Annotated in this window: 34 protein-coding genes; 32 read left to right on the top strand and 2 right to left on the bottom strand. The window is 57.9% G+C overall.

The genetic code is table 11. The features are described 5' to 3' along the window. Nucleotides 1-98 precede the first annotated feature (98 nt). Nucleotides 99-2,204 carry an elongation factor G gene (fusA, locus tag AWR36_RS15295; protein ID WP_067087126.1) on the top strand — a complete coding sequence of 702 codons (2,106 nt, stop codon included), beginning with the start codon at nt 99-101 and terminating at the stop codon, nt 2,202-2,204. Between the two features lie 42 nt (nt 2,205-2,246). Further along, entirely contained in the window at nt 2,247-3,440 is a 1,194-nt protein-coding gene (gene tuf, locus AWR36_RS15290; RefSeq protein ID WP_067087069.1) for an elongation factor Tu, read from the top strand. A gap of 96 nt (nt 3,441-3,536) precedes the next feature. On the opposite strand, the gene AWR36_RS15285 is transcribed toward tuf, so the two are convergent. Continuing rightward, complete coding sequence (locus AWR36_RS15285; RefSeq protein WP_067087066.1) at nt 3,537-4,013, bottom strand: aminoacyl-tRNA deacylase; 477 nt, start codon at nt 4,011-4,013, stop codon at nt 3,537-3,539. Nucleotides 4,014-4,200: 187 nt separating this feature from the next. On the opposite strand from AWR36_RS15285, the gene rpsJ reads away from it, so the two are divergent. The 30 genes from rpsJ to AWR36_RS15135 all read left to right on the top strand — a co-directional run bounded on the left by rpsJ (nt 4,201) and on the right by AWR36_RS15135 (nt 21,185). After that, on the top strand, nt 4,201-4,512 hold the full coding sequence (gene rpsJ / locus AWR36_RS15280; protein WP_067087062.1) for a 30S ribosomal protein S10: 312 nt from the start codon (nt 4,201-4,203) through the stop codon (nt 4,510-4,512). A gap of 110 nt (nt 4,513-4,622) precedes the next feature. Then, nucleotides 4,623-5,258 carry a 50S ribosomal protein L3 gene (gene rplC / locus AWR36_RS15275; protein ID WP_067087058.1) on the top strand — a complete coding sequence of 212 codons (636 nt, stop codon included), beginning with the start codon at nt 4,623-4,625 and terminating at the stop codon, nt 5,256-5,258. An 18-nt stretch (nt 5,259-5,276) separates the two neighbouring features. Further along, complete coding sequence (gene rplD / locus AWR36_RS15270; RefSeq protein ID WP_067087055.1) at nt 5,277-5,891, top strand: 50S ribosomal protein L4; 615 nt, start codon at nt 5,277-5,279, stop codon at nt 5,889-5,891. Continuing rightward, entirely contained in the window at nt 5,888-6,184 is a 297-nt protein-coding gene (gene rplW / locus AWR36_RS15265) for a 50S ribosomal protein L23 (RefSeq protein ID WP_067087051.1), read from the top strand. The genes rplD and rplW overlap by 4 nt, the downstream gene beginning before the upstream one ends. Before the next feature lie 14 nt (nt 6,185-6,198). Further along, on the top strand, nt 6,199-7,023 hold the full coding sequence (gene rplB / locus AWR36_RS15260; RefSeq protein WP_067087048.1) for a 50S ribosomal protein L2: 825 nt from the start codon (nt 6,199-6,201) through the stop codon (nt 7,021-7,023). A 37-nt stretch (nt 7,024-7,060) separates the two neighbouring features. Then, on the top strand, nt 7,061-7,339 hold the full coding sequence (rpsS, locus tag AWR36_RS15255; RefSeq protein ID WP_067087044.1) for a 30S ribosomal protein S19: 279 nt from the start codon (nt 7,061-7,063) through the stop codon (nt 7,337-7,339). Nucleotides 7,340-7,354: 15 nt separating this feature from the next. After that, nucleotides 7,355-7,687, top strand: a complete 333-nt coding sequence (gene rplV, locus AWR36_RS15250) for a 50S ribosomal protein L22 (protein ID WP_067087040.1) — start codon at nt 7,355-7,357, stop codon at nt 7,685-7,687. 19 nt (nt 7,688-7,706) lie between these two features. Continuing rightward, complete coding sequence (gene rpsC / locus AWR36_RS15245; protein ID WP_067087037.1) at nt 7,707-8,387, top strand: 30S ribosomal protein S3; 681 nt, start codon at nt 7,707-7,709, stop codon at nt 8,385-8,387. A gap of 11 nt (nt 8,388-8,398) precedes the next feature. Continuing rightward, on the top strand, nt 8,399-8,812 hold the full coding sequence (rplP, locus tag AWR36_RS15240) for a 50S ribosomal protein L16 (protein WP_067087034.1): 414 nt from the start codon (nt 8,399-8,401) through the stop codon (nt 8,810-8,812). Beyond that, nucleotides 8,812-9,003 (top strand): 50S ribosomal protein L29, encoded by a 192-nt coding sequence (gene rpmC / locus AWR36_RS15235; protein WP_067087030.1) that lies wholly within the window; start codon nt 8,812-8,814, stop codon nt 9,001-9,003. Before rplP ends, rpmC begins: the two co-directional genes overlap by 1 nt. 2 nt (nt 9,004-9,005) lie before the next feature. Beyond that, entirely contained in the window at nt 9,006-9,269 is a 264-nt protein-coding gene (gene rpsQ / locus AWR36_RS15230; protein WP_067087027.1) for a 30S ribosomal protein S17, read from the top strand. A gap of 34 nt (nt 9,270-9,303) precedes the next feature. Beyond that, entirely contained in the window at nt 9,304-9,672 is a 369-nt protein-coding gene (gene rplN / locus AWR36_RS15225; RefSeq protein WP_067087024.1) for a 50S ribosomal protein L14, read from the top strand. A 21-nt stretch (nt 9,673-9,693) separates the two neighbouring features. Further along, nucleotides 9,694-10,011, top strand: a complete 318-nt coding sequence (rplX, locus tag AWR36_RS15220; RefSeq protein ID WP_067087020.1) for a 50S ribosomal protein L24 — start codon at nt 9,694-9,696, stop codon at nt 10,009-10,011. Between the two features lie 18 nt (nt 10,012-10,029). Further along, on the top strand, nt 10,030-10,569 hold the full coding sequence (gene rplE / locus AWR36_RS15215) for a 50S ribosomal protein L5 (protein WP_067087017.1): 540 nt from the start codon (nt 10,030-10,032) through the stop codon (nt 10,567-10,569). Between the two features lie 9 nt (nt 10,570-10,578). Then, nucleotides 10,579-10,884 (top strand): 30S ribosomal protein S14, encoded by a 306-nt coding sequence (gene rpsN / locus AWR36_RS15210; protein ID WP_067087012.1) that lies wholly within the window; start codon nt 10,579-10,581, stop codon nt 10,882-10,884. A 26-nt stretch (nt 10,885-10,910) separates the two neighbouring features. Then, nucleotides 10,911-11,303: a 30S ribosomal protein S8 gene (gene rpsH, locus AWR36_RS15205; RefSeq protein WP_067087007.1), complete on the top strand. Its 393-nt coding sequence runs from the start codon at nt 10,911-10,913 to the stop codon at nt 11,301-11,303. A gap of 12 nt (nt 11,304-11,315) precedes the next feature. Next, nucleotides 11,316-11,849, top strand: coding sequence for a 50S ribosomal protein L6 (gene rplF, locus AWR36_RS15200; RefSeq protein WP_067087003.1), 534 nt, complete (start codon nt 11,316-11,318; stop codon nt 11,847-11,849). A gap of 13 nt (nt 11,850-11,862) precedes the next feature. Next, entirely contained in the window at nt 11,863-12,213 is a 351-nt protein-coding gene (gene rplR, locus AWR36_RS15195) for a 50S ribosomal protein L18 (RefSeq protein WP_067087000.1), read from the top strand. Between the two features lie 10 nt (nt 12,214-12,223). Then, the gene (gene rpsE, locus AWR36_RS15190; RefSeq protein WP_067086997.1) at nt 12,224-12,730 is read left to right on the top strand and encodes a 30S ribosomal protein S5; all 507 of its coding nucleotides are present in this window, start codon (nt 12,224-12,226) and stop codon (nt 12,728-12,730) included. Nucleotides 12,731-12,768: 38 nt separating this feature from the next. Next, nucleotides 12,769-12,954, top strand: a complete 186-nt coding sequence (rpmD, locus tag AWR36_RS15185) for a 50S ribosomal protein L30 (RefSeq protein WP_067086993.1) — start codon at nt 12,769-12,771, stop codon at nt 12,952-12,954. Between the two features lies 1 nt (nt 12,955). Continuing rightward, nucleotides 12,956-13,390: a 50S ribosomal protein L15 gene (gene rplO, locus AWR36_RS15180; protein WP_067086990.1), complete on the top strand. Its 435-nt coding sequence runs from the start codon at nt 12,956-12,958 to the stop codon at nt 13,388-13,390. Nucleotides 13,391-13,401: 11 nt separating this feature from the next. Beyond that, the gene (gene secY, locus AWR36_RS15175; protein WP_067086985.1) at nt 13,402-14,748 is read left to right on the top strand and encodes a preprotein translocase subunit SecY; all 1,347 of its coding nucleotides are present in this window, start codon (nt 13,402-13,404) and stop codon (nt 14,746-14,748) included. 42 nt (nt 14,749-14,790) lie between these two features. After that, nucleotides 14,791-14,907, top strand: coding sequence for a 50S ribosomal protein L36 (rpmJ, locus tag AWR36_RS15170; protein WP_010133825.1), 117 nt, complete (start codon nt 14,791-14,793; stop codon nt 14,905-14,907). Nucleotides 14,908-15,295: 388 nt separating this feature from the next. Beyond that, nucleotides 15,296-15,652 carry a 30S ribosomal protein S13 gene (gene rpsM / locus AWR36_RS15165; RefSeq protein ID WP_067086982.1) on the top strand — a complete coding sequence of 119 codons (357 nt, stop codon included), beginning with the start codon at nt 15,296-15,298 and terminating at the stop codon, nt 15,650-15,652. Nucleotides 15,653-15,728: 76 nt separating this feature from the next. After that, nucleotides 15,729-16,118, top strand: a complete 390-nt coding sequence (gene rpsK, locus AWR36_RS15160) for a 30S ribosomal protein S11 (protein ID WP_067086978.1) — start codon at nt 15,729-15,731, stop codon at nt 16,116-16,118. Between the two features lie 15 nt (nt 16,119-16,133). Beyond that, nucleotides 16,134-16,754, top strand: coding sequence for a 30S ribosomal protein S4 (rpsD, locus tag AWR36_RS15155; RefSeq protein ID WP_067086973.1), 621 nt, complete (start codon nt 16,134-16,136; stop codon nt 16,752-16,754). Between the two features lie 27 nt (nt 16,755-16,781). Beyond that, nucleotides 16,782-17,786, top strand: a complete 1,005-nt coding sequence (locus AWR36_RS15150) for a DNA-directed RNA polymerase subunit alpha (RefSeq protein ID WP_067086969.1) — start codon at nt 16,782-16,784, stop codon at nt 17,784-17,786. 134 nt (nt 17,787-17,920) lie between these two features. Continuing rightward, nucleotides 17,921-18,316 carry a 50S ribosomal protein L17 gene (gene rplQ, locus AWR36_RS15145; RefSeq protein WP_067086966.1) on the top strand — a complete coding sequence of 132 codons (396 nt, stop codon included), beginning with the start codon at nt 17,921-17,923 and terminating at the stop codon, nt 18,314-18,316. Between the two features lie 137 nt (nt 18,317-18,453). Then, nucleotides 18,454-18,699 carry a YeaC family protein gene (locus tag AWR36_RS15140; RefSeq protein WP_067086963.1) on the top strand — a complete coding sequence of 82 codons (246 nt, stop codon included), beginning with the start codon at nt 18,454-18,456 and terminating at the stop codon, nt 18,697-18,699. 335 nt (nt 18,700-19,034) lie between these two features. Next, on the top strand, nt 19,035-21,185 hold the full coding sequence (locus AWR36_RS15135) for an acylase (protein WP_067086960.1): 2,151 nt from the start codon (nt 19,035-19,037) through the stop codon (nt 21,183-21,185). A 55-nt stretch (nt 21,186-21,240) separates the two neighbouring features. Here the strand turns inward: AWR36_RS15135 and AWR36_RS15130 are convergent, their stop codons facing one another. Beyond that, nucleotides 21,241-22,464 carry an Nramp family divalent metal transporter gene (locus AWR36_RS15130; RefSeq protein WP_176491153.1) on the bottom strand — a complete coding sequence of 408 codons (1,224 nt, stop codon included), beginning with the start codon at nt 22,462-22,464 and terminating at the stop codon, nt 21,241-21,243. Nucleotides 22,465-22,516: the final 52 nt, after the last annotated feature.

Below are 22,516 nucleotides of genomic sequence, written 5' to 3'. Positions count from 1 at the left end.
TTTCAAAGTGCTGAAAAACAGCGTGAGACATTAATACCGAAAGGCAGCTTGGGCTTGATTCCATGGCTGCCTTTTGCCGTTATATCGAGGATACAACTGTGGCACGTAAAACGCCTATCGAACGCTATCGCAATATCGGTATCTGCGCCCACGTAGATGCCGGTAAGACCACGACGACCGAGCGCGTACTCTTCTACACCGGCCTGTCCCACAAGATTGGTGAGGTGCACGAAGGCGCCGCAACCATGGACTGGATGGAGCAGGAGCAGGAGCGTGGTATCACCATTACTTCTGCCGCTACCACCTGTTTCTGGGCCGGTATGCAGCAGCAGTTCCCGCAGCACCGTGTAAACATCATTGACACTCCCGGACACGTTGACTTCACCATCGAAGTAGAGCGCTCCCTGCGAGTTCTCGACGGTGCCGTTGTTGTACTGTGTGGTTCCTCCGGTGTGCAGCCGCAAACCGAGACCGTATGGCGTCAGGCCAACAAGTACGAAGTGCCGCGTATGGTTTTCGTCAACAAGATGGACCGCGCCGGTGCGGACTTCAAAATGGTCGTCGACCAGCTGAAGACCCGCCTGAATGCCAACGCGGTACCTCTGCAGATGACCATCGGTTCTGAGGACAACTTCAAGGGTGTCGTCGACCTGGTCAAGATGAAGGCCATCCTGTGGAACGAAGATGACATGGGTATGACCTTCGACTACGCGGAGATCCCCGACGACATCAAGGACGTGTGCGACGAAATGCACGAGTTCCTGGTCGAGGCGGCCGCTGAGGCCAGCGAAGAGCTGATGGAGAAGTACCTGGAAGAAGGCGAGCTTTCCGAAGAGGAAATCAAGGCAGCCATTCGTCAGCGTACCCTGGCTAACGAAATCGTACCGGTTCTTGGCGGCTCTGCGTTCAAGAACAAGGGCGTACAGGCGATGCTGGACGCGGTTATAGAATACCTGCCGGCACCGACCGAAGTTCGCGAGATCGAAGGTACCCTGGAAGACGGTGAAACCGTTGAGACTCGTCCGGCTGACGACAACGCACCGTTCTCCGCGCTGGCTTTCAAAATTGCCACCGATCCCTTCGTTGGTACTTTGACTTTCTTCCGTGTGTACTCCGGTAAGCTGGAAAGCGGCACCGCGGTTTACAACTCCGTGAAGATGAAGAAAGAGCGTGTCGGCCGTATGGTGCAGATGCACTCCAACGACCGTAAAGAAATCAAGGAAGTGCTGGCTGGTGACATCGCCGCTGCGATTGGCCTGAAGGACGTCACCACTGGTGACACCCTGTGTGCCGAAGACGCGAAGATCGTACTCGAGCGCATGGAGTTCCCGGAGCCGGTAATTTCCGTTGCGGTGGAGCCGAAGTCCAAGCCGGACCAGGAGAAAATGGGTGTGGCACTGGGCAAGCTGGCCCAGGAAGACCCCTCCTTCCGCGTGAAGACCGACGAAGAGACCGGCCAGACCATCATCTCCGGTATGGGTGAGCTGCACCTGGATATCATCGTCGACCGTATGCGTCGTGAGTTTAACGTTGAGGCCAATATCGGTAAGCCGCAGGTGGCCTATCGTGAAACCATCCGTAACACCACTGAGATCGAAGGCAAGTTCGTTCGTCAGTCCGGTGGTCGCGGTCAGTACGGTCACGTCTGGGTTCGCTTTGAGCCGGGTGAGGACGAGTCCGAGGAAGGCCTGGAATTCGTCAACGAAATCGTTGGCGGTGTGGTACCGAAGGAATACATCCCGGCGGTACAGAAGGGTATCGAAGAGCAGATGCAGAACGGTGTACTGGCGGGCTACCCGCTGCTGGGCCTGAAAGCCACTCTGTACGACGGTTCCTTCCACGACGTTGACTCCAACGAGATGGCGTTCAAGATTGCCGCCTCCATGGCGACCAAGCAGCTGGCCCAGAAGGGCGGTGCAGTACTGCTTGAGCCGATGATGAAGGTGGAAGTGGTAACTCCGGAAGAAAACATGGGTGACGTGGTTGGTGACCTCAACCGTCGTCGCGGCCTGATTCAGGGCATGGAGGAAAGCTCCTCCGGCAAGGTGGTCAACGCGGAAGTGCCGCTGGCGGAAATGTTCGGTTACGCAACCGACCTGCGCTCTGCCACTCAGGGCCGCGCCACTTACTCCATGGAGTTCCTGAAGTACGCGGAAGCGCCTAAAAACGTTGCCGATGAGATCATCGCGAAAACCAAAGCTTAAGCTTTAGCATCTTTAAAACTTTTTAGTTAGAGGATCCTGAAAATGGGAAAAGAAAAGTTTGAACGTTCCAAGCCCCACGTAAACGTGGGCACCATCGGTCACGTTGACCACGGTAAAACCACCCTGACCGCTGCGCTGACTCGCGTATGTTCAGAAGTATGGGGCGGTGCTGCGGTAGAGTTCGCCGGTATCGACAACGCACCGGAAGAGCGTGAGCGCGGTATCACCATCGCTACCTCCCACGTTGAGTACGAGTCCCCGACCCGTCACTACGCGCACGTTGACTGCCCGGGCCACGCCGACTACGTGAAGAACATGATCACCGGTGCTGCCCAGATGGACGGCGCTATCCTGGTATGTTCCGCTGCTGACGGCCCCATGCCGCAGACTCGCGAGCACATCCTGCTGTCCCGTCAGGTAGGTGTACCGTACATCGTGGTATTCCTGAACAAGGCCGACATGGTCGACGACGAAGAGCTGCTCGAGCTGGTTGAAATGGAAGTTCGCGAGCTTCTGGACCAGTACGACTTCCCGGGCGACGACACCCCGATCATCACCGGTTCCGCGCTGATGGCCCTGAACGGTGAAGACGACAACGAGATGGGTACCACCGCTGTCAAGAAGCTGGTTGAGACCCTGGACGAGTACATTCCGGAGCCGGAGCGCGCGGTAGACCAGCCGTTCCTGATGCCGATCGAAGACGTATTCTCCATCTCTGGTCGCGGTACCGTGGTAACCGGCCGTGTAGAGCGTGGCATCATCAAGACCGGCGACGAAATCGAAATCGTTGGTATGAAGGACACCACCACCACTACCTGTACCGGTGTGGAAATGTTCCGCAAGCTGCTGGACGAAGGTCGTGCTGGTGAGAACATCGGCGCCCTGCTGCGTGGCACCAAGCGTGACGAAGTAGAGCGTGGTCAGGTTCTGGCCAAGCCGGGTTCCATCACTCCGCACACCAAGTTCGAGGCGGAAGTTTACGTACTGTCCAAGGACGAAGGTGGTCGTCACACCCCGTTCTTCAAGGGCTACCGTCCGCAGTTCTACTTCCGTACTACTGACGTGACTGGTGCTGTTGAGCTGCCAGAAGGCACCGAAATGGTAATGCCGGGCGACAACGTTCAGATGAAAGTCGAACTGATCGCTCCGATCGCCATGGAAGAAGGCCTGCGCTTCGCCATCCGCGAAGGCGGCCGCACCGTTGGCGCCGGCGTTGTAGCCAAGATCATCGAGTAATTTCTCTACTCCTGATCTGAAGAAAGCCGCAGCGGAAACGCTGCGGCTTTTTTATTTCCCGGCAAAGCCCCGGCTGCTAGCTTGCAGGCTGGTAAATCACGGCCAGTCTTTGCTGATGTCGCAGCGATGACTGCCCTGGTAAAGTTGGTCAAAATCCCGGCCGTCCATGGCGACAAGGCCCTCGTGGTCGCCGGACTCGAAATACACCGTATCGCAGTGGCCGAAGCTGGAATCCAGCAGGGTACTGATTCCGTAGGCCTGTCCCAGTGGTGGCAGCGCGCCGAGTTCGCAGTCCGGGAAGGTCTTGCCGAGATCACTCTCCGGCACCATTTCCAGCTGGTTGCGCCCTGTCTCATCGTGGACGGCGCGCAGGTCGAGGCTGCCGCTGGCCGGTATGACGGCCATGACCAGTCCCTGGTTGTCCCGGAGCAGGATCGCCTTCGCCACTCTATCCTCGCGTACATTGGCGGCGTGCGCGGACTCCCGGCTGGTGGCGCTGTGTGCGTGGGGGATGACGCGGTACGAGACCGAGTGGTCATCGAGAAACTGACTGACTGTTGATGCAATAGTCATGGTGTGCGCCCTCATCATTTGCCTCTATGAGGAGAGTGTAGTTTCGCGTCGCGGGCCCGCCGAGTAATCAGGTCGGCAGGGGAGTTGACACACCCGGGAATCGCCCGTAGAATTCGCGCTCCTTTTCGCCCGCCCTCGGGGCTGCGTAAAAGGACGTTCTTTAGTTATTAAGTTGGAGTTTGATTCCATGCAGGGTCAACGAATCCGAATTCGCCTGAAGGCGTTTGATCACAAGCTGATCGATACGTCTACTCAGGAGATCGTAGAGACGGCCAAGCGCACTGGTGCGCAGGTTCGCGGTCCCATTCCGCTGCCGACTCGCAAAGAGAAGTACACCGTGCTGGTTTCCCCGCACGTCAACAAAGACGCGCGCGATCAGTATGAGATCCGTACTCACAAGCGTTTGCTGGACATCGTTGAGCCCACCGAGAAAACCGTCGACGCGCTGATGAAGCTCGATCTGGCGGCCGGTGTTGAGGTTCAGATCAGTCTCGGCTAACACTTTAAATTAACTACCGAATCCCGGGCGAAAAAGGTCTGGGTAGTGTAACGCTCTGAAACTGGGCGGCCGCAGTGGGTTAAAGCCCCGTGCACTGAGAGGTTAATACGATGACTATAGGTATTGTCGGCCGCAAGAGCGGCATGACTCGCATCTTCACTGAGGATGGCGCTTCCATTCCGGTTACCGTTATTGAGGTAGCCCCGAATCGTGTCACCCAGGTGAAAACCGTGGAAACCGATGGGTATTCAGCAGTTCAGGTAGCTGTTGGTAACCGTAAGGCTTCCCGTGTCTCCAAGCCCCAAGCGGGCCACTTCGCCAAGGCCAACACTGAGGCCGGCACTCGTCTCTTTGAGCTGCGCACTGACGGTTCTGACGAGGCTTTCGAAATCGGTTCTGAAATCACTGTCTCCGGCTTTGAAGCTGGTCAGATGATCGACGTAACCGGCACTTCCAAGGGTAAAGGTTTCCAGGGCGGTATTAAGCGCTGGAACTTCAGCATGCAAGACGCTACCCACGGTAACTCCCTGTCTCACCGCGCTCCCGGTTCTATCGGTCAGTGCCAGACTCCTGGCCGCGTGTGGAAAGGCAAGAAGATGGCCGGCCACATGGGTGCCGAGCGTGTAACCGTGCAGAACCTCGAAGTGGTTCGTGTGGACGCCGAGCGCAATCTGCTCCTGGTCAAGGGTGCTGTACCCGGTGCTCCAGGTGGTGATGTGATCGTTCGTCTGGCAGTTAAAGCCTAAGTCTGAGGGGAAATAGATATGGAACTGAATATCGCTACTCCCGAAGGCGCTAAAGGCACTGTAGCTGTCTCTGAAGTGACTTTCGGACGTGAGTTTAACCAGGACCTGGTACACCAGGCGGTTGTGGCCTACATGGCCGGATCCCGTCAGGGTACCAAGGCCCAGAAGAATCGTTCTGACGTTTCCGGTGGCGGCAAGAAGCCCTGGCGTCAGAAGGGTACTGGTCGTGCCCGTGCTGGTACCATCCGCAGCCCGCTGTGGCGTTCCGGTGGCGTGACCTTTGCCGCTGAGCCGCGTGATCACAGCCTCAAGCTGAACAAGAAGATGTACCGCGCTGCACTGCGTTGCATCCTGTCCGAGCTGGCTCGTCAGGAGCGTCTGGTTGTAGTTGAGTCCTTTGATGTCGACGCGCCCAAGACCAAGCAGCTGGTTAGCAAGCTGGCACAGTTTGATCTGGCCGACGCGCTGATCATCACTGAAGAAGTGAGCGAGAACCTCTACCTGGCCGCACGCAACCTGCACAAGATCGACGTTCGTGATGTGCAGGGCATCGATCCGGTAAGCCTGATCCGCTTCGACAAGGTCGTGGTTACCGTTTCTGCACTCAAGAAAATTGAAGAGGTGCTGGGATGAACCAAGAGCGACTCTACAAAGTACTGCTGGGCCCGGTAATTTCCGAAAAGGCTGCTGTATTGGCGGATGCCGCCAATCAGGTCGTTTTCAAGGTCACCACCGACGCCACCAAAGCTGAGATCAAGGCTGCGGTAGAAAAGCTGTTCAACGTTTCCGTTGAGCAGGTTCGCACCGTGAACGTCAAAGGCAAGACCAAGCGCACCCGCTACGGCATGGGCCAGCGCAATGATTGGAAAAAAGCCTACGTTCGCCTGGCCGAAGGCAGCGACATCAATTTTGAAGCTGCTGAGTAAAGGGGAAAGTTGCAATGCCGATTGTAAAGAGTAAACCGACCTCTGCCGGCCGTCGCCACCTGGTCAAGGTTGTTAACCCCGACCTGCACAAGGGTGCGCCTTACGCGCCTCTGGTAGAGAGCAAGAGCAAATCTGGTGGTCGTAACAACGCGGGCCGCATCACCACTCGTCACGTTGGCGGTGGTCACAAGCAGCACTACCGCGTTGTCGACTTCAAGCGCAACAAAGACGGTATTCCCGCCAAAGTTGAGCGCCTGGAGTACGATCCCAACCGCAGCGCGCACATCGCCCTGATCTGCTACGCAGATGGTGAGCGTCGCTACATCATTGCACCGAAGGGCCTGAAGGCTGGTGCAACCGTACAGTCCGGTGATGCTGCGCCGATCAGCGTGGGTAACACCCTGCCGCTGCGCAACATTCCGGTCGGTGCCGTGATTCACGGTATTGAGCTGAAGCCGGGTAAAGGTGCCCAGCTGGCTCGTTCTGCCGGTGCCTCTGTACAGCTGGTAGCGCGCGAAGGTCAGTACGCGACCATTCGTCTGCGTTCCGGCGAAATGCGCAAGGTTCTGTCCGAGTGCCGCGCCACCCTGGGTGAAGTGAGCAACTCCGAGCACAGCCTGCGTAAGCTGGGTAAAGCTGGTGCCAAGCGCTGGCGCGGCGTTCGTCCTACCGTTCGCGGTGTGGCGATGAACCCGGTCGATCACCCGCATGGTGGTGGTGAAGGTCGTACCTCTGGTGGCCGTCACCCGGTAACACCGTGGGGCGTCCCGACCAAGGGTAAGAAGACGCGCAAGAACAAGCGCACCGATAAAATGATTGTACGTCGTCGCGGCAAATAAGCCGCGCGTCGTCTGAGCAGCTAGAGAGGAATCGACAGTGCCACGCTCATTGAAGAAAGGTCCCTTTATTGATCTGCATTTGATCAAGAAGGTGGAGGCGGCGATTGCAGCCAATGATCGTCGACCGATTAAAACCTGGTCCCGCCGTTCCATGGTTATGCCGGAAATGGTGGGTCTGACGATTGCCGTACACAACGGTCGTCAACACGTGCCCGTCCTGGTCAACGAAGAAATGGTTGGCCACAAGCTGGGCGAGTTCGCCGCTACCCGCACTTACCGCGGTCACGCTGCGGACAAGAAAGCGAAGAAGCGCTAAGCCGAGGTTATAACGATGGAAGTAGCAGCAAAATTACGCGGCGCTCGTCTGTCGGCGCAAAAGGCGCGTCTGGTAGCTGATCAGATTCGCGGCAAAGGTGTCGAGGAAGCCCTGGACATCCTGGCTTTCAGCCAGAAGAAGGGTGCGGCGATCGTCAAGAAGGTTCTGGAGTCGGCCATTGCCAACGCCGAGCACAACGATGGTGCAGACGTTGACGAGCTGAAGGTGTCTACGATTTTCGTAGATGAAGGTATGACCATGAAGCGCATTAAACCGCGTGCCAAGGGTCGTGCTGATCGTATTCTTAAGCGTACTTGTCACATCACTGTGAAAGTGGCCGAGAAATAAGAGAGCAGGCGAGAAAACCATGGGACAAAAAGTACATCCTACCGGCATTCGTCTGGGTATCGTTAAAAAGCATACCTCTGTTTGGTATGCCGGCAGCGACGAGTACGCAGACAAGCTGTACACGGATCTGAAAGTTCGCGATTACATTCGCAAGAAACTGGCCCACGCTTCCGTGAGCCGTATCGAGATCGAGCGTCCGGCTAACACTGCGCGTGTGACTATTCACACCGCTCGCCCGGGCATCGTGATCGGTAAAAAAGGCGAAGACGTTGAGCGTCTGCGCAATGAAGTCAGCGCTCAGATGGGTGTGCCTGTGCACATCGACATCGAAGAAGTGCGCAAGCCGGATCTGGACGCTGCGCTGGTTGGCCAGAACGTAGCCCAGCAGCTGGAGCGTCGTGTGATGTTCCGTCGCGCCATGAAGCGCGCGGTACAGAACGCAATGCGCCAGGGTGCCGAAGGTATCAAGATTCAGGTGAGTGGTCGTCTCGGTGGTGCAGAAATTGCCCGCACCGAATGGTACCGCGAAGGTCGTGTGCCTCTGCACACCCTGCGTGCCAACATCGACTACGCCCACACTGAAGCGATGACCACTTACGGCATCATCGGTATCAAGGTCTGGATCTTCAAAGGCGAAGTTATCGGTGACGAAATTCCCGATGAGAAGCCAGCGAAGACCCGCAAGAAAGCTGCTAAGTAAGGGGTGCGCAGATGCTACAACCGAAGCGTACAAAATTCCGCAAGGTACAGAAGGGTCGCAACCGCGGTCTTTCCCAGCGCGGCTCTAAAGTGAGCTTTGGCGAGTTCGGCCTCAAGGCCATCGGTCGCGGTCGCATTACCGCCCGTCAGATCGAAGCAGCTCGTCGCGCAATGACCCGTCACGTTAAGCGTGGCGGTAAGATCTGGATTCGTGTGTTTCCGGACAAGCCCATTTCCAGTAAGCCCCTCGAAGTTCGAATGGGTAAAGGTAAGGGTAACGTAGAATACTGGGTAGCTCAGATCCAGCCGGGTAAGGTCCTCTATGAGATGGAGGGTGTTTCCGAAGATCTGGCTCGCGAGGCTTTCGAGCTCGCCGCAGCCAAGCTGCCTGTGAAGACAACTTTCGTTAAGCGTTCGGTGATGTAATGAAGACTGCAGATCTACGCGAAAAGTCAGTTGAGGAGTTGAACCAGGAGCTGCTGAATCAACTCGAGGCTCAGTTCAAGCTTCGCATGCAACAGTCCACCGGTCAGCTGACTCAGACCCATCTGCTGAAGCAGACTCGTCGCGACATTGCTCGCATTAAGACTGTGTTGACCGAGAAGGCAGGTAACTAATCATGGCTGAAGCAAAACTGAAGCGTACTGCGACTGGCAAAGTCGTAAGTGACAAGATGGACAAAACCATCACCGTTTTGATCGAGCGCCGTGTGAAGCACCCGATCTACGGTAAATATGTGAGCAAGTCCACCAAGCTCAAGGCCCATGACGAGAACAATGATTGCAGCATCGGTGATGTTGTAGTTATTGAAGAGTCTCGTCCGCTGTCCAAGAGCAAATCCTGGTCTTTGCAAAAGATTGTAGAGCGTGCGGCGAAGGTTTAACCCCTAGCGCATTGAAGAGTTTCGGAGAGAGACGATGATTCAAGCGGAATCCTACTTAGAAGTAGCTGACAACAGTGGGGCTCGCCGCGTCATGTGCATTAAGGTGCTGGGCGGCTCCCATCGTCGGTATGCTGGCGTGGGCGACATTATCAAGGTGACCGTTAAGGAAGCCATCCCCCGCGGTAAAGTAAAGAAAGGTCAGGTGATGAACGCTGTTGTGGTTCGCACCAAGAAAGGTGTGCGTCGCCCAGACGGCTCCCTGATCAAGTTTGACGAAAACGCAGCGGTACTGCTGAACCAGCAACATGCGCCGGTTGGCACCCGTATTTTTGGCCCGGTAACTCGCGAGCTGCGCAGTGAGAAGTTCATGAAGATCATCTCACTGGCCCCCGAAGTTATCTAAGCCTGGAGCGGAGATAGAGTAATGCGCAAGATCAAGCGTGACGACGAAGTCATCGTTATCGCCGGTCGCGACAAAGGCAAGCGCGGCACCGTACGCAAGGTGCTGAACGACGGCCGACTGATCGTATCCGGTGTACAGATGATCAAAAAACACCAGAAGCCGAACCCGCAGATGGGCATTTCCGGCGGTATCGTTGAGAAGGAGGCCGCTATTCAGGTCTCCAACGTGGCGATTTTCAATCCGTCAACCCAGAAAGCTGACCGTGTGGGCTTCAAAGTACTGGAAGACGGCACTAAGATTCGCGTCTTCAAATCCAACGGCGAAGCCGTCGACGCATAAGCAGGTTGGGTATTAATCATGGCAAAGCTTAAAGAGCTCTACGTAAAAGAACTCGCGCCCAAGCTGAAAGAAGAGCTGGGTGTCGACAATGTGATGGCAGTGCCGCGCATCACCAAGATCACCATCAACATGGGTGTTGGTGAGGCGATTGGTGACAAGAAGGTGCTGGAGCACGCTGTCAGTGACATGACAGCGATTACTGGTCAGAAGCCCATCGTGACCAAAGCGCGCAAGTCTATTGCGGGCTTTAAGATCCGTGATGGTTGGCCGATCGGTTGTAAGGTGACTCTGCGCGGCGAGCGCATGTATGAGTTCCTGGAGCGACTGGTTGACATCGCGATCCCGCGTATCCGTGACTTTCGTGGCATCAGCCCGAAGCAGTTCGACGGCCGCGGAAACTTCTCTATGGGTGTGACCGAGCAAATTATCTTCCCGGAAATTGACTACGACAAAGTAGACAAGCTCCGCGGTCTGGATATTTGCATTACCACCACAGCAGCGAACGACGACCAAGGTCGTGCTCTGCTGAAAGCGTTTAACTTCCCTTTCAAGGGTTAAGAGGATTCCATGGCGAAGAAATCCATGATTGCGCGCGAAGATAAGCGCGCTCGAACCGCAGCTAAGTACGCTGAAAAGCGTCAGGAGCTGAAGGCGATCATCGCCAGTCCCACTGCTTCCGATGAGGAAAAGTGGGAGGCTCAACTCAAGCTGCAGAAACTGCCGCGCGATGCAAGCCCGGTACGTCAGCAACGCCGCTGTCGTATTACTGGTCGCCCCCACGCTGTCTACCGCAAGTTCGGCCTGTGCCGTAACAAGCTGCGCGAAGCAGCCATGCGTGGTGATGTTCCCGGCCTGGTTAAGTCCAGCTGGTAAAGGCAGACTTGAGGAGTCATTAACAAATGAGTATGCAAGATCCGTTGGCAGATATGCTGACTCGCATCCGCAATGCCCTGGGGCGCGGAAAGGCGAGCGTTACTCTGCCTTCATCCAAACTGAAGATTGCTGTAGCCAAAGTCCTGAAGGACGAGGGTTACGTCAATGATTACGCCGTAAGCGAGGGTGCCAAGCCCGAACTGACCATTGACCTGAAATACTTTCAGGGCAAGCCGGTCATCGCCGAGCTGGACCGGGTATCCCGTCCTGGCCTGCGCGCTTACTCTGGTAAGAAAGCTCTGCCTTCCGTACGCGGTGGCCTGGGTGTCGCTATCGTCTCCACCTCCAAGGGTGTGATGACTGATCGTGCCGCTCGTCAGGCTGGTGTCGGTGGCGAAGTGCTCTGCACCGTATTCTAAGCGGGGGTTAGTATGTCTCGAGTAGCAAATGATCCAGTAACTATCCCCGCCGGCGTGACTGTTGACCTGAAAGGCCAGGACATCGCCGTCAAGGGTGGAAATGGCAACCTGAGCATGGTTATCCACGGCGACGTGGAAGTAGCCGAAGCTGAAGGCAAGCTGACTTTCGCAGCCCGCAATGGTTCCAAGCAGGCCAAGGCACTGTCTGGTACCACTCGCGCTCTGGTCAACAACATGGTTGTTGGCGTGAGCCAGGGTTTCGAGAAGAAACTGCAGCTGTTGGGTGTAGGTTACCGCGCGAAAGCGTCTGGCAAGACCGTCAACCTGACCCTGGGCTTCTCCCACCCGATCGATTATCAGCTGCCGGAGGGCGTTAGCGCCGAAACCCCGAGCCAGACTGAAATCGTACTCAAGAGCAGCAACAAGCAGCTGCTGGGCCAAGTGGCCGCCGAGATCCGCGCATTCCGTCCGCCGGAGCCCTACAAAGGTAAGGGTGTCCGCTACGCCGAAGAGCGCGTGTATCGCAAAGAGGCTAAGAAGAAGTAGGTAGGGCATTGAAATGAACGTTAAGAAGCAATCTCGCTTGCGTCGTGCACGTCGTGCCCGCGCCAAGATCCGCGAGCTCGGCGCTGTTCGCCTGACCGTGAACCGTACGCCGCGCCACATTTACGCACAGATCCTGTCCGCCGACGGCGACAAGGTATTGGCCACTGCCTCTACCCTGGATAAGGACCTGCGCGCAGGTAAAACCGGTAACGTCGATGCCGCGACAGCGGTAGGCTCCCTGATCGCCGAGCGCGCCAAGGCTGCCGGCGTTGAAGAAGTTGCCTTCGACCGCAGCGGTTTTAAATACCACGGCCGTGTCAAGGCTCTGGCTGACGCTGCCCGCGAAGCCGGTCTGAAATTCTAAGGGTTGAGTTATGGCTAGAGAGAAAGACAAAAGCAACGACGAAGGCCTGCAGGAAAAGCTGGTCCAGGTCAATCGCGTTGCCAAGACTGTAAAAGGTGGTCGCATCTTCGCTTTTACCGCACTGACTGTCGTTGGTGACGGTAACGGACGTGTCGGTTTCGGTCGCGGCAAGGCCCGCGAAGTACCGGTCGCTATCCAGAAGGCGATGGAAGCTGCGCGTCGCAACATGATTCAGGTTGAGCTGAATGGCGACACCATCCAGTACGCCACCAAAGGTGTACACGGTGGTTCCAAGGTATACATGCAGCCGGCCTCCCAGGGTACCGGTGTCATTGCTGGCGGTGCCATGCGCTCCGTACTGGAAATGGCAGGCGTGCACAACGTACTGGCCAAGTGCTACGGCTCCACCAACCCGGTGAACGTAGTGCGTGCTACTTTCGACGCGCTGTCTCAGATGAACAGCCCGGAAGACGTAGCGGCCAAGCGCGGCAAGTCTGTTGAAGAAATCCTGAACTGATTGCGGTTCGGACCAAAGGTTATTTAGTGGGTAAGACCATGGCTAAGAAGACCATCAAAGTCACCCAGATCAAAAGCATCGCCGGACGCCTGAAAAACCATCAGGCGTGCGTTGCCGGTCTGGGTCTGCGCCGCATCGGTCACACTGTGGAAGTGGAAGACACTCCGGCTGTGCGCGGCATGATCAACAAAGTGAACTACCTGGTAAAGGTGGAGGGGGAATAACATGCGTTTGAATGAACTTTCTCCCGCTGAAGGTCACAAGCACGCTGCCAAGCGCGTCGGTCGCGGTATCGGCAGTGGCCTGGGCAAGACCGGTGGCCGTGGCCACAAGGGTCAGAAGTCCCGTTCCGGCGGCAGCGTTCGTCCAGGCTTCGAAGGCGGTCAGATGCCGCTGCAGAAGCGTTTGCCGAAGTACGGCTTCACTGCATACACCTCCCGCTTCGCGGCGGAAGTGCGTCTGGGTGAGCTGAACAAGGTAGATGCGGACGTAATCGATTTGGCAGCGCTGAAGAATGCCGATATTATCGGCAGCCACGTAAAACGCGCCAAAGTGTTCCTTTCTGGCGAGCTGACCAAGGCGGTTACCGTCAAGGGTCTCGGCGTCACCAAAGGTGCGAAAGCGGCCATCGAAGCTGCTGGCGGTAAAGTAGAAGACTAATTGAGGCCCCAATGGCACGACCAGGATCCGGCGTAAATTCCCTGGGCAACAGCAAGGGATTGGGCGAGCTTTGGGCTCGCCTTCGTTTTCTGTTCCTCGCAATACTTGTGTATCGCGTAGGTACCCATATTCCGGTGCCCGGCATTGATCCGGAAAAGCTGTCCAATCTGTTCAATCAGAATCAGGGAACCATCCTGGGTCTGTTTAACATGTTCTCGGGCGGTGCACTGGAGCGCATGAGTATTCTGGCGCTGGGCATCATGCCGTACATCTCCGCGTCCATCATCATGCAGTTGATGACCGCGGTGACACCGTCCCTCGAAGCCCTCAAGAAAGAGGGTGACGCGGGCCGGCGCAAGATCAACCAGTACACCCGTTATCTGACGGTGGTGCTGGCCCTGATCCAGGGTATCGGCATGACCTTCGGGCTGGCTGGTCAGAACCTGGCCTACTCTGCAGACCCGGCATTCGGTTTCTACTTTGTGGCCGTTGTGTCACTGGTGACCGGTGCGGTGTTCATGATGTGGCTGGGTGAGCAGATCACTGAGCGCGGTGTCGGTAACGGCATCTCCATGCTGATCTTTGCCGGTATCGTTGCCGGCCTGCCCAGTGCCATCGGCCAGGCGTTTGAGCAGGCCCGTCAGGGTGAGCTGCACATTCTGTTGCTGCTGGCTATCGGCTTTGTTGCCATCGCGGTGGTTTACTTTGTCGTAGTGATGGAGCGCGGCCAGCGGCGGATCACCATCAACCATGCGCGCCGTCAGGCGGGTCGCTACTCAGCCGCTCCCGCGGCTCAGTCCAGCCACCTGCCGCTGAAGGTGAACATGGCGGGCGTAATCCCGGTGATCTTCGCTAGCAGTATCCTGCTGTTCCCGGCCACGCTGGCTCAGTGGTTTGGTCAGGGTGGCGAAGGAATCGGTGCGCAGATTCTGCAGTGGATGGCACTGCAGCTCGGGCCAGGTCAGCCGCTGAACATTATCCTGTTCGCGCTGCTGATCGGATTCTTCTGCTTCTTCTATACGGCGTTGATGTTCAACCCGAATGAAGTGGCCGACAACCTGAAAAAGTCTGGCGCGTACGTGCCCGGCATTCGTCCTGGTGAACAGACGGCTCGCTACATCGATAGCGTTCTGACTCGCCTCACCCTGGTCGGCGCCGTGTATATCGCACTGGTCTCCCTGCTGCCGCAGTTCCTGGTGGTCGGGCTGAACATACCCTTCTATCTGGGTGGTACTTCACTGCTGATCGTGGTGGTCGTAGTGATGGACTTCATGGCTCAGGTGCAGTCGCACTTGCTGTCGCACCAGTACGAAGGAATGATGAAAAAGGCGAACCTGCAGGGCTACGGTCGCCGCTGATAGCGGCACCGGCATGCGGTTTAAGTGAATTGAGGTAGGATCATGAAAGTACGCGCTTCTGTTAAAAAGATCTGCCGTAACTGCAAGATCGTGCGCCGCAAGGGCGTTCTGCGGGTTATCTGCAGCGCTGAGCCGCGCCACAAGCAGCGGCAGGGCTAATCACTTCGCCCGAGGCACTGCCTCGGGCTGTGATTATCCGCCGGCCATGGATGGCCGGAACGGCGTCCACCCAGGGATGGCTGCCTGAGACGCCAGTATTCGAACATGCCAGTGACTGCGGCCCCCGCGGTCACTGGCGACACCGGGAGTCCCTTGACGCCCGGTGGGGACTGAAGGGTCAGCCCTTCGGTTCCAATTGGGGGCGTTGACTGTCGTCCGTTTCTCTCCACGATCGGTTCGCGGAGGAGGCGGGCTATTGCAATTTAGTGTCTGAGAAGCTATTCTTGCGCGCCTTTTTGGTGGCGCAGGCCGTTTTTTAGTCGCTGTCAGCGCCGTAATCTAAGATGAGTCACACAAGAGTGACTCCCAATACGTGGAGTATGCCTCTATGGCACGTATTGCTGGTGTCAATGTACCAGACCACAAGCACGCCGTGATCTCCCTCACCCATATCTTTGGGGTTGGTCGCACGACGTCTAAGTCTATTCTGGCAGCGGTTGGTATCGCTGAATCCACCAAAATCCGTGATCTGTCTGAAGACCAGATTGAATCTATCCGTGGTGAAGTTGCAAAACTGACCGTGGAAGGTGATCTGCGCCGCGAAGTTTCCATGAACATCAAGCGTTTGATGGACCTGGGTTGCTTCCGCGGTTTGCGCCACCGTCGCAGCCTGCCGCTGCGTGGCCAGCGCACCAAGACAAACGCCCGCACCCGTAAGGGCCCGCGCAAGCCGATTCGCAAGTAAGGCGATCGCGCTGCCAATCGCGGTTTAAGAAACCCTCGGGTATCGGGGGATTTGATACAGGATTTAGGATACAGGTATGGCTAAGCCAAAAACTACTGTTCGCAAAAAGGTCAAAAAGACCGTTGTCGACGGTATTGCCCACGTCCACGCATCGTTTAACAACACGATCGTAACGATCACTGATCGTCAGGGTAATACCCTCAGCTGGGCCACCGCCGGTGGTTCCGGTTTCCGCGGCTCTCGTAAGAGCACGCCGTTTGCAGCCCAGGTTGCCGCAGAGCGCGCAGGTAATGCCGCTCAGGAATACGGCCTGAAAAACCTCGATGTCGAAGTTAAGGGCCCTGGCCCCGGTCGCGAATCTGCCGTTCGCGCACTGAACAACTGCGGCTTCAAGATCACCAACATCACCGACGTGACGCCGATCCCGCATAATGGTTGTCGTCCGCCCAAAAAGCGTCGCGTGTAAGAGGGGGCTGACAAGATGGCACGTTATATTGGACCAAAATGTAAACTTTCCCGTCGGGAAGGTACTGATCTTCAGCTGAAAAGTGGTGTTCGCCCGCACGATTCCAAGTGCCGCGCGGAAACCAAGCCGGGCCAGCATGGCGCGGGTCGTGGTCGCCTGAGCGACTACGGTGTACAGCTGCGTGAAAAGCAGAAAGTTCGCCGCATTTACGGCGTACTGGAAAAGCAGTTCCGTAACTACTATAAGGAAGCGGCGCGCCTCAAGGGTGCTACCGGTGAAAACCTTCTGCAGTTGCTGGAAAAACGCCTGGACAATGTGGTTTACCGCATGGGCTTTGGTGCGACCCGCGCCGAAGCGCGTCAGCTGGTTGCCCACAAGGCAATTCTGGTCAATGGCAGCGCGGTAAACATCCCGTCCTACCAGGTACAGGCTGGTGACGTGATTGCGATTCGCGAGAAAGCCAAGAAGCAGATGCGTATCCAGAATTCCGTTTCCCTCTCCGCCCAGCGTGGCGATGTCGAGTGGGTAGACGTCAACGCGACCAAGCTGGAAGGCACGTTCAAGCGTGTTCCGGATCGCGTCGATCTGCCGGCAGAGATCAACGAAAACCTTATTGTGGAACTCTACTCCAAGTAAGGGATACAACTTTAAACAGGTATGGCTATGCAGACTGCTGTCAACGAGTTTTTGACACCCCGTCGTATTGACGTCACCGAGTACAACCCGAACCACGCCAAGGTGGTTCTGGAGCCGCTGGAGCGTGGTTTCGGCCACACTCTGGGTAACGCACTGCGTCGCATCCTGCTGTCCTCCATGCCGGGCTGCGCCGTCACTGAAGTCGAGATCGACGGTGTTGAGCACGAGTACAGCGCGATTGAAGGTGTGCAGGAAGACGTAATCGAAATCCTGCTCAACCTGAAGGAAATTGCCGTTGTCATGCACGGCAAGGATCAGGCCGTGCTGAGCCTGAGCAAGAAGGGACCGGGTGCGGTGACCGCCGGAGATATCCAGGTGGATCACGACATCGAGATCGTCAATCCGGAACAGGTGATTGCCAACATCACCGGGGACGTCGAACTCAGCCTGCGTCTGACCGTCGCGCGCGGCCGTGGCTACCAGCCCGCCGATGCCCGTCGTGAGGACGAGGAAGAGACTCGCTCGATCGGTCGTCTGCAGCTGGACGCCTCTTTCAGCCCGGTTCGCCGCGTCTCCTACAGCGTGGAAGCCGCGCGTGTGGAGCAGCGCACTGACCTGGACAAGCTGGTTCTGGACCTGGAGACCAACGGTACCCTGGATCCGGAAGAAGCCATCCGTCGCGCCGCGACCATCCTGCAGCAGCAGCTGGCCGTGTTCGTCGACCTGGAAGGCGAGAAGGACACCCAGCCGGCAGCCCAGGAGCCGGAAGTTGATCCGGTTCTGCTGCGTCCGGTGGACGACCTGGAACTGACCGTACGTTCGGCAAACTGTCTGAAGGCAGAGAACATCTACTATATCGGTGACCTGATCCAGCGCACCGAAGTGGAACTGCTGAAGACGCCGAACCTGGGCAAGAAGTCCCTGACCGAAATCAAGGACGTTCTGGCCTCTCGCGGTCTGTCCCTGGGTATGCGCCTCGAGAACTGGCCACCGGCCAGCCTCAAGGGTGACAGCAAGCTGAGCCCCCTGTAAGTATCTGGTAGGTGCGGCCAGTGGCCGCACGCTTAGAAAGAACCCGAGCGGTGTCTGGCCCCTGGTGAGCGCCGCTCCAGCACGACTTGCTGAGACAGCACCGTCGTTAGCAAAATGTCGTAAGGAATTGAGTTATGCGTCATCGCTATAGTGGCCGTAAATTCAGCCGTACCAGCGCCCATCGCAAATCCATGTTCAAGAACATGACTGCGTCGCTGGTTGAACACGAACTGATTAAAACCACCCTGCCAAAAGCCAAGGAGCTGCGTCGCGTTGCGGAGCCGCTGATCACCCTGGCCAAGAAGGACAGTGTCGCCAACCGCCGTCTGGCGTTTGCCCGTCTGCGTGACAAGGACGCGGTCAAGAAGCTTTTCGAAGAGCTTGGACCGCGTTACGAGTCTCGCCCGGGTGGCTACATTCGCATCCTGAAGTGCGGTTTCCGTGCTGGCGACAAGGCCCCGATGGCCTTCGTTGAGCTGGTTGATCGCCCTCAGGTCGAAGACGACGCAGCGGAAGCTGCTGAGGCGTAAATCGCCGCGGTAACTCGCCCCTGGCGAATACCGAGTCAGAAGAAGCCGGTCAATGACCGGCTTTTTTTTCGCCTGTTTGGCGTATAATTGGCCATCTGATGCCGCCTATCGGTGCTCTCTTGAACCCGGAGGTCTCCATGACCCTGCAACAGTTGCTGGATAACCTGAACCCGCAAATCGTCGGCAGCCTCAAGCGTGCCATCGAGCTCGGGAAGTGGCCGAACGGTCAGTCATTGACCTCGGAGCAGCGCACCCTCTGCGCTGAAGCCGTCGCCAACTGGGAGATGAAAAACCTGCCAGAGGAATCGCGGATCGGCTATGTACCACCAAAGGAGACCCCCTGCGCGGACAAGGACGAGGAACAGCCGCTGAACTGGGCGTAACCTTTAGAGCGCACCTCACTTTTCTCCGATCCGTCCGTGATCTCACGTGGTGAGTGTTGGTCCGGTCTTCGTCAGGGTCGGCCTGACTGCGGTCAACGCCGCCAGTGCTCCCCGGAGCCGCCTGGGTACTTAACAGCTGGGAAGGGACCTCTCCCAGGGTGAGCTGAGCCACCGGATTCAGAGGTTGCTGGGCAAGTTTCAGCACCAGCGACCGCATCTCCTCGTATCAGCCAGCAGGATCGGCCCCCGGGCTTGTCCCCGCCGGACTTTATTTCTGCGCTCCGGTTGTGAACACTCGGGACCAATAATAAGCGCATCCCTGTTTCGGAGGTCCCATGCGGCTACTGTTGTCCCTCTCTGTTGTAATTGCCCTTGTCGTTACCGCGGCCCTGCTGCGCATGCCGCCTCCGGTAGCGCAGCAGATCGCAAAGGTCGACTATCGCGCACAGGCCCGCGCTTTTGATGCGGAAATATTGCGCGACCGCTGGGGCGTGCCGCATATCTACGGCGGCACTGATGCGGACGCCGCCTTCGGCCTCGCCTATGCCCATGCGGAAGACGACTTTGACACTATCCAGAGCGTGATTCTTGCCACCCGCGGGCAGCTGGCGGCAGAGCAGGGGCTTGCGGCCGCAAAGACCGATTACCTGGTGCAGTGGATGGGGGTCTGGGATGCGGTGGAGCGGGACTATCCCAAGCTCTCGCCCGCGGCGCGTCACGTAGCCGAGGCATACGCTGCGGGTATCAACCTCTATGCGGCACAAAATCCCGACCGGGTTTCGCGTTACCTGCTGCCGGTGACGGGCCGCGACCTGGTGGCCGGTTTTACCTTCAAGACGCCCATGTTTTATGGGTTTGACGAGGTGCTGGGTGAGCTTCTGGACCCGCAGCGACCTAAAGAGATCAACCGGTCCGGCGAGACGGCCCTGACCTGGGCCGATGCCCAGCAGCTGCCGATCGGCAGCCAGGGGATTGCGGTGGCACCGCACCGCAGCACTGACGATGCCACCCGCCTGCTGATCAACTCCCATCAGCCGCTGACAGGGCCCGTTGCCTGGTACGAGGCCCGGGTGCACTCTGATGAAGGCTGGAATATGGCCGGAGCCACCTTTCCCGCATCGCCGGTGATCCTGCACGGTCACAATGAATTTCTCGGCTGGGCCAACACCGTCAACAAGCCGGACCTGGTGGATATTTACCGCCTCACCATCAATCCCGATAACCCTGACGAGTATCTGCTGGATGGCCAGTGGCACGAATTCGAAAAGCGGGAGGCACGTATTCGTGTGAAGTTGCTGGGTCCGTTGCACTGGACGGCAGGACGGGAAATCCTGATGGCAGAACACGGCCCGGTTTTTCGCACCGAGCACGGCACCTACGCGGTGCGCTGGGCGGGGATGGGGGAGGCCCGCACTCTCGACTTTATGCTGGCCCTGAACAAGGCAAAGAATCGCGAAGACTTTGAGGCGGCCCTGAAAATGCAGGCCATGCCCAGCATCAACTACGTCTACGCAGATCGCGATGGGAATATCGGCCACTACTATAACGCCATGTTTCCCGAGCGAATCGACGGGCCCGACTGGTGGCAGGACCTTCCCGGTGATCGCTCTGAACTGATCTGGCGTGATTACCGCGAATTTAGCTGGATGCCGAAAACACTTAATCCTCAATCCGGTCTGGTCTACAACGCCAACAACCCTCCTTTCCAGGCGACGGATGGTGACGATGACGCCTGGGTAGAGGATTTCCCCGCATCTATGGGTATCGAGACGCAGGTGACCAATCGGGCGCTGCAGATCGAGGCCCTGTATGGGGAGCAAAAACGTATTTCCGCGGCGGATTTCGAGCAGTTGAAGTATGACCATCACTACCACCCGGACAGCTACCAGATCGTGGCCCTGGAGCGATGGCTGGTGGCGGAAAAACCCGAGCGACTGCAGCAGGAACAATACGCCGTTGCGCTCGACAGTCTGAAACGCTGGGACCGCTCCACAGGCCGGGACAACCTGCAGGCGGCGCTGGCGATTCTCACCCTCGCGCCGGTGCAGCAGGCACGTGGCAAACCGGTACCCAATGAAGAAATCGATCAGGCGTTTGTCGATGCTGTGGACGCCCTGGTGCGCTTCCACGGAAAGGTTGAGGTGCCGTTTGGCCAGATCAATCGGCATGTGCGTGGCGAGCAAAGCTGGCCAATCGATGGCGGGCCCGACACGCTGCGCGCGGTCTACGGTGGCCCTTTGAGCGACGAGGGCACTTTTGAGAATCGCGCGGGGGACAGCTTTATCATGGTAGTGGAGTGGGATAGCGATGGGCGGGTCAGCTCCAGGGCCGTGCACAATTTTGGCTCGGCCACCCTCGACCGGGCGTCCCCCCACTTCGCCGATCAGGCTGAACTGTTTGCGGCGGAGAAACTGCGTCCGGTGCCTTTCCGCCGGGCAGAGCTGAAGGGCCAGGTTTCGCGGCGCTATCGGCCGGGATTGCAGTAGGTGGTTTACCGTGTGGCGGCTTTCCGCACCGTCACTCCCGCGTACAGGGGCTGCCTCAGAGAGCCCCGAAAGCCGATAGCAGGCTGCGCCCACCCAGCAACACTGTAATCAGGAGAACGAGGCAGCCGAGCAGGTTTTGCAGTCGGTTGTTGCGGTGCTCCCCCAGCCGGTCGGTATTCATCTCCCACAGCAGGAACGCGGTCACGATGGGTAGCAACAGGCCGTTGGCGACCTGGGCAAACCAGATGACCTCCACCGGACGCACTCCCAGGGTGGCGATGGTCCCCCCGGATAGCAGCACGGCCAGCCAGGTCAGGCGAAAGCCTGGGCTGCGCATCCCCCCTGCAAGCCCCAGCACACCGCGCAGTGCGTAGGCGGCCGCCAGCGGCGCGGTGAGCGCCGAGGAGATGCCCGCAGCAAACAGGCCAATACCGAGAAATGCGGCGGCGCCGCTCCCGAACAGCGGTTCCAGCGACGCCGCCAGGCCTGAAGCGCCCTGTATGTCGATCTGGCGCTGAAAAAAGGCCGAGGCTGCAGTGGAAGCAATCGCGATGGAAATCAGCCCCCCGAGCGGAATGGATACCAGCAGATCCCGGCGGGCCTCGGGAAGCTGGTCGCGGTGCTTCCACTTTTGACTGGCGCTGGCACTGTGCAGAAACAGGTTGTAGGGCACCACGGTAGTGCCGATCAGGGCGATCACCGTCAGCGCCGCACCATCAGGGATGCCGGGCACCAGCAGGCCCCGAAGCAGATCGCCAAGGTCGGGACGGGTGACAATGAAAGTCGCGAGGAAGGCGAGACTCATTAACGCCACAAGAAAAACCAGGGCTCGCTCGATCAGTCGATAGCTGCCACTCCACAGCAGGGCGAAGGCGATGATCGTGATCAGAATTGCGGGCAGGTTGAACGCCGCCGCTGCGCCAGGCCAATCCCGGAACAGGGCCGTAACGCCGACGGCGGCACCGGCAATGTTGCCGCCCTGATAAGCCGCATTGCCGATAAAAATGGCGCTGACTACAAGGGCCATTGCGCACCAGCGCGGCAGCGGGCGCTGGAACGTCTCGCGAATGTTTTCCCCCAGTCCCCGCTGGGTGACGACGCCCAGTCGCGCGGCCATTTCCTGCAGGATGATGCTGGCGCACACGGAGAACAGCAGGGCCCAGAGCAGGGCGTAACCATAGTTGGCGCCGGCCAGGGAGGCGGTAATCACGGTGCCGGGGCCAATAAAGGCCGCCGTGACCATGGTGGCCGGGCCGATGTTCAGCTTGCCGATGTTCATTGTTTTTATGCTCTTGGCGGCTGTTGTCGTTGCAGTAATCGCCCGGGGGATG

This window comes from Microbulbifer flavimaris, from assembly GCF_001641755.2.
Taxonomy (GTDB): Bacteria; Pseudomonadota; Gammaproteobacteria; order Pseudomonadales; family Cellvibrionaceae; genus Microbulbifer; species Microbulbifer flavimaris.
The sequence above is the reverse complement of the archived record's forward strand: the minus strand, read 5'-3'. Positions and strand labels throughout refer to the sequence as shown.

Excerpts from the sequence above, each read along its gene's own strand:
- AWR36_RS15130 (WP_176491153.1), bottom strand. The coding sequence starts at position 22,464 with ATGAACATCGGCAAGCTGAACATCGGCCCGGCCACCATGGTCACGGCG.
- secY (WP_067086985.1), top strand. The coding sequence starts at position 13,402 with ATGGCACGACCAGGATCCGGCGTAAATTCCCTGGGCAACAGCAAGGGA.
- rpsK (WP_067086978.1), top strand. The coding sequence starts at position 15,729 with ATGGCTAAGCCAAAAACTACTGTTCGCAAAAAGGTCAAAAAGACCGTT.
- rpmJ (WP_010133825.1), top strand. The coding sequence starts at position 14,791 with ATGAAAGTACGCGCTTCTGTTAAAAAGATCTGCCGTAACTGCAAGATC.
- rplE (WP_067087017.1), top strand. The coding sequence starts at position 10,030 with ATGGCAAAGCTTAAAGAGCTCTACGTAAAAGAACTCGCGCCCAAGCTG.
- rplP (WP_067087034.1), top strand. The coding sequence starts at position 8,399 with ATGCTACAACCGAAGCGTACAAAATTCCGCAAGGTACAGAAGGGTCGC.
- tuf (WP_067087069.1), top strand. The coding sequence starts at position 2,247 with ATGGGAAAAGAAAAGTTTGAACGTTCCAAGCCCCACGTAAACGTGGGC.
- AWR36_RS15135 (WP_067086960.1), top strand. The coding sequence starts at position 19,035 with ATGCGGCTACTGTTGTCCCTCTCTGTTGTAATTGCCCTTGTCGTTACC.
- rpsQ (WP_067087027.1), top strand. The coding sequence starts at position 9,006 with ATGGCTGAAGCAAAACTGAAGCGTACTGCGACTGGCAAAGTCGTAAGT.
- rplW (WP_067087051.1), top strand. The coding sequence starts at position 5,888 with ATGAACCAAGAGCGACTCTACAAAGTACTGCTGGGCCCGGTAATTTCC.
- rplF (WP_067087003.1), top strand. The coding sequence starts at position 11,316 with ATGTCTCGAGTAGCAAATGATCCAGTAACTATCCCCGCCGGCGTGACT.
- AWR36_RS15285 (WP_067087066.1), bottom strand. The coding sequence starts at position 4,013 with ATGACTATTGCATCAACAGTCAGTCAGTTTCTCGATGACCACTCGGTC.
- rplO (WP_067086990.1), top strand. The coding sequence starts at position 12,956 with ATGCGTTTGAATGAACTTTCTCCCGCTGAAGGTCACAAGCACGCTGCC.
- rpsJ (WP_067087062.1), top strand. The coding sequence starts at position 4,201 with ATGCAGGGTCAACGAATCCGAATTCGCCTGAAGGCGTTTGATCACAAG.
- rpsC (WP_067087037.1), top strand. The coding sequence starts at position 7,707 with ATGGGACAAAAAGTACATCCTACCGGCATTCGTCTGGGTATCGTTAAA.
- rplN (WP_067087024.1), top strand. The coding sequence starts at position 9,304 with ATGATTCAAGCGGAATCCTACTTAGAAGTAGCTGACAACAGTGGGGCT.
- rplR (WP_067087000.1), top strand. The coding sequence starts at position 11,863 with ATGAACGTTAAGAAGCAATCTCGCTTGCGTCGTGCACGTCGTGCCCGC.
- rplX (WP_067087020.1), top strand. The coding sequence starts at position 9,694 with ATGCGCAAGATCAAGCGTGACGACGAAGTCATCGTTATCGCCGGTCGC.
- rpsD (WP_067086973.1), top strand. The coding sequence starts at position 16,134 with ATGGCACGTTATATTGGACCAAAATGTAAACTTTCCCGTCGGGAAGGT.
- rpsH (WP_067087007.1), top strand. The coding sequence starts at position 10,911 with ATGAGTATGCAAGATCCGTTGGCAGATATGCTGACTCGCATCCGCAAT.
- rplD (WP_067087055.1), top strand. The coding sequence starts at position 5,277 with ATGGAACTGAATATCGCTACTCCCGAAGGCGCTAAAGGCACTGTAGCT.
- rpmD (WP_067086993.1), top strand. The coding sequence starts at position 12,769 with ATGGCTAAGAAGACCATCAAAGTCACCCAGATCAAAAGCATCGCCGGA.
- rpmC (WP_067087030.1), top strand. The coding sequence starts at position 8,812 with ATGAAGACTGCAGATCTACGCGAAAAGTCAGTTGAGGAGTTGAACCAG.
- rplQ (WP_067086966.1), top strand. The coding sequence starts at position 17,921 with ATGCGTCATCGCTATAGTGGCCGTAAATTCAGCCGTACCAGCGCCCAT.
- AWR36_RS15140 (WP_067086963.1), top strand. The coding sequence starts at position 18,454 with ATGACCCTGCAACAGTTGCTGGATAACCTGAACCCGCAAATCGTCGGC.
- rplC (WP_067087058.1), top strand. The coding sequence starts at position 4,623 with ATGACTATAGGTATTGTCGGCCGCAAGAGCGGCATGACTCGCATCTTC.
- rpsM (WP_067086982.1), top strand. The coding sequence starts at position 15,296 with ATGGCACGTATTGCTGGTGTCAATGTACCAGACCACAAGCACGCCGTG.
- AWR36_RS15150 (WP_067086969.1), top strand. The coding sequence starts at position 16,782 with ATGCAGACTGCTGTCAACGAGTTTTTGACACCCCGTCGTATTGACGTC.
- rplB (WP_067087048.1), top strand. The coding sequence starts at position 6,199 with ATGCCGATTGTAAAGAGTAAACCGACCTCTGCCGGCCGTCGCCACCTG.
- rpsE (WP_067086997.1), top strand. The coding sequence starts at position 12,224 with ATGGCTAGAGAGAAAGACAAAAGCAACGACGAAGGCCTGCAGGAAAAG.
- rplV (WP_067087040.1), top strand. The coding sequence starts at position 7,355 with ATGGAAGTAGCAGCAAAATTACGCGGCGCTCGTCTGTCGGCGCAAAAG.
- rpsN (WP_067087012.1), top strand. The coding sequence starts at position 10,579 with ATGGCGAAGAAATCCATGATTGCGCGCGAAGATAAGCGCGCTCGAACC.